Genomic DNA, 2,548 nt, shown 5'->3' on the forward strand with positions numbered 1-2,548 from the left:
CCTCCACTCGGTTCTGGTGGTCCGGACTCAGCTGTTCGGACGCTTGCCGTGGTTGGCGTTGTTCTTGCGGCGATCCCGCCTCTTGCGGCCACGCTTGCCCATGGTCGCCTCCTTTCGTCGGTGTACAAGTCTCCCACGAGAACCCCTGTGTGGTTGCATTGAGGAGTCCGGGGGCCGCCGCGTGAGGAAAGCAGAGGAACATCCGAATGACTGAACAGGTCCGTGCCGAGATGGTCGCGAACGTCATGGAGGTCGTCGCAGCCGTCGGCACCGAGGTCGCCGAGGGCGATACCATCGTGCTCCTCGAGTCCATGAAGATGGAGATCCCGGTGTTGTGTGAGACGGCCGGCACCGTCACCGAGGTGGCCGTGACCCCCGGAGATGTCATCCAGGCCGGTGATCTCATCGCCGTGATCGGCTGACCTCCGTCCGGAACGACGAAGGCCGGTTCCGCCCCCACAGGGGAGAGGAACCGGCCTCCGCGTCGATCAGGCGGTGCTGATCAGACGGTGGTGGTCAGACGGTGGTGGTCAGACCGACGTGCGGGTACGGGCACGACGACGCTTGAGAGCGCGACGCTCGTCCTCGCTCATCCCGCCCCAGACGCCCGCGTCCTGGCCGGACTCGAGGGCCCAGGCCAGGCACTCGGCGGTGACGGGGCAACGGTTGCAGACGATCTTCGCCTCGGCGATCTGGGCGAGGGCGGGTCCGGAATTGCCGACGGGGAAGAACAGCTCGGGATCCTCGTCGCGGCAGATGGCCTTGTGGCGCCAGTCCATGGAAACTCCTTACGGTTACGAGACCGTTATCGGGTCAACCGGACACGAGAAGACGACGTCGACGCGCCGATGTGTGCGAAAATCGGCGCGCGGACGTACATGGTCATTCACATCCGGCGATGCGGTGGGGGGTGTACCCTCTCCTCGGGCTCGGTCCGTGAGGAAGAGCTCTCGGTTAAGGCAATGCAAACATTGTGCGTCTGCGCTGTTACGAACGATCGTGCCACGATTCCATGACAAGTCAACCCTCTCCCGTCACATGTGGCAAAGGTCACCCCGGTTGTCAAATCGACCCGAAAGCCCACGCCAGGGGCCGTGATGAGCTAAACGGAGTCCAGTCCACAAGGGTGGTGCGGGTTCGGCCGCGGTCGCGACATAGTCTGTGGAGGTGAACGTGACCCGACCTGACGACCATCGTCCCCCGCTTGATCGGCGTGATCCCCGAGCGGCCATCCCCACGCCCGTCCGGCTGGCCGGGTGGATCTCCTCGGCGCAGGGGCTCATCGGTGTGGGAGTGGCCGTGGCCCTCGCCATCCGTGCGGCCGGCGGCCATCGGGAGGAGACCGTCGTCATCAGTGGCTACGGCACCGCGGTCTGGTTCGCGATCCTCGGTGGCGGCCTTCTCGCGGCCGGCGTCGGTCTGTTGCGGGGGCGCCGCTGGGGCCGGGGTCTGGTGGTGATCGCCGAGCTGTTGTTGCTGTTCGTGGCCTGGTACGTCGGGGTGGGCTCGGACCAGTACCTCGCCGGGCTGCTCCTCGCCGTGATCTGCGCGGTCGCGTTGGTCTCGTTGTTCCGCAGGGACGCGATCGAGTGGTACGCCGCGTGACCTGATCGACCGTAACCGGGTGCGCCGCGGAATGGTCAGTCGAGGAACTTGTACGCGTGGACCAGACCCGCCCTGCTCTCGTAGAGGATGTCGCCGATCTGGGCGAGTCCCGTCACGCCGCCTCCTGTCACACCCTCCCCGGTCGCACCGTTCCCCGTCGTGGCTGCTCCGGGGAGACGGCGGAACTCGCGACCGGTGTCGTGGTCGAGGAGCGCGAAGGCACCGTCGAGGGGGACGAGTACCCACTCGTCATTCGCATGGGCCTCCGGGTCCGGGGACCATCCACCGGTCATTCCGGGGCCGGTCGACGCCCCGAGCGTCCAGGAGTACCTCCCGGACTGTCCGTCGAAGGCGTGCGTGGAGCGCCCGTCGAACCACCGGACCTGCGCGTTGTCACCCGAGACGGACCGGGGTGAGGGCAGTACGCCCGGCTCGCCGTCCAGGCCGAGGACGGTCGAGTGTTCGGTGGGGGAGGTGAACCACTCGACGGTCCAGTCGGGGCCCCGGTTCCGAAGCGCCAGGACCCCCTGCTCGGTCACGTCGATGATCCACAGGCCGTCGGCACCGGTCGGCTCCGAGGCGATCTCCTCCGGGGCGCGGTTGTCCTCGGGGACGGTCTCGGAGATCGTCAGCCTGACGGACTGCTCGCCGGGGCAGCGCTCGGTCACCGCGAAACGCTCGTCGGTGAGGTCGGCGGTCACGAGCGTGCACCCCGCCCTGGGCTGCATCCCGGCCTCCTGCGGTGCGTCCACCGCCCCGTACTCGACGGTCCGGACCAGGTCGTCGCGCCAGATCTCGAGCCGGTCCGGACTCAACGCGAGTACGTGCCTCCAGGTCGCGGTGAGTTCCATCGAGTCCGCGAACGCGCTCTGCCTGGTGCTCGCGTACTCCTGCCCGGTCGGGTCGAGGGAGGTCACGTCACTGCACCCGGAGGCGCCGTCGA

General features: G+C 67.7%; 5 protein-coding genes. 2 read left to right on the forward strand and 3 right to left on the reverse strand.

Annotated features, from left to right (window positions below):
* Nucleotides 1–27: 27 nt before the first annotated feature.
* Nucleotides 28–102, reverse strand: coding sequence for a 50S ribosomal protein bL37 (locus tag G6019_RS17795; protein ID WP_370446351.1), 75 nt, complete (start codon nucleotides 100–102; stop codon nucleotides 28–30).
* Between the two features lie 104 nt (nucleotides 103–206).
* On the opposite strand from G6019_RS17795, the gene G6019_RS16505 reads away from it, so the two are divergent.
* The gene (locus G6019_RS16505) at nucleotides 207–422 is read left to right on the forward strand and encodes a biotin/lipoyl-binding carrier protein (protein WP_107755952.1); all 216 of its coding nucleotides are present in this window, start codon (nucleotides 207–209) and stop codon (nucleotides 420–422) included.
* A gap of 108 nt (nucleotides 423–530) precedes the next feature.
* Here the strand turns inward: G6019_RS16505 and G6019_RS16510 are convergent, their stop codons facing one another.
* Nucleotides 531–779: a WhiB family transcriptional regulator gene (locus G6019_RS16510; RefSeq protein ID WP_017836612.1), complete on the reverse strand. Its 249-nt coding sequence runs from the start codon at nucleotides 777–779 to the stop codon at nucleotides 531–533.
* 394 nt (nucleotides 780–1,173) lie between these two features.
* Here G6019_RS16510 and G6019_RS16515 point away from each other — a divergent pair, with 394 nt between their 5' ends.
* Nucleotides 1,174–1,605 (forward strand): hypothetical protein, encoded by a 432-nt coding sequence (locus G6019_RS16515; RefSeq protein WP_234414847.1) that lies wholly within the window; start codon nucleotides 1,174–1,176, stop codon nucleotides 1,603–1,605.
* Between the two features lie 35 nt (nucleotides 1,606–1,640).
* On the opposite strand, the gene G6019_RS16520 is transcribed toward G6019_RS16515, so the two are convergent.
* The coding region (locus G6019_RS16520) for an Rv3212 family protein (RefSeq protein ID WP_206681842.1) at nucleotides 1,641–2,548 on the reverse strand (908 nt) is incomplete at its 5' end.

The sequence above is a fragment of the Dietzia sp. DQ12-76 genome, from assembly GCF_014145045.1.
GTDB lineage: Bacteria > Actinomycetota > Actinomycetes > Mycobacteriales > Mycobacteriaceae > Dietzia.

Excerpts from the sequence above, each read along its gene's own strand:
- G6019_RS16510 (WP_017836612.1), bottom strand. The coding sequence starts at position 779 with ATGGACTGGCGCCACAAGGCCATCTGCCGCGACGAGGATCCCGAGCTG.
- G6019_RS16505 (WP_107755952.1), top strand. The coding sequence starts at position 207 with ATGACTGAACAGGTCCGTGCCGAGATGGTCGCGAACGTCATGGAGGTC.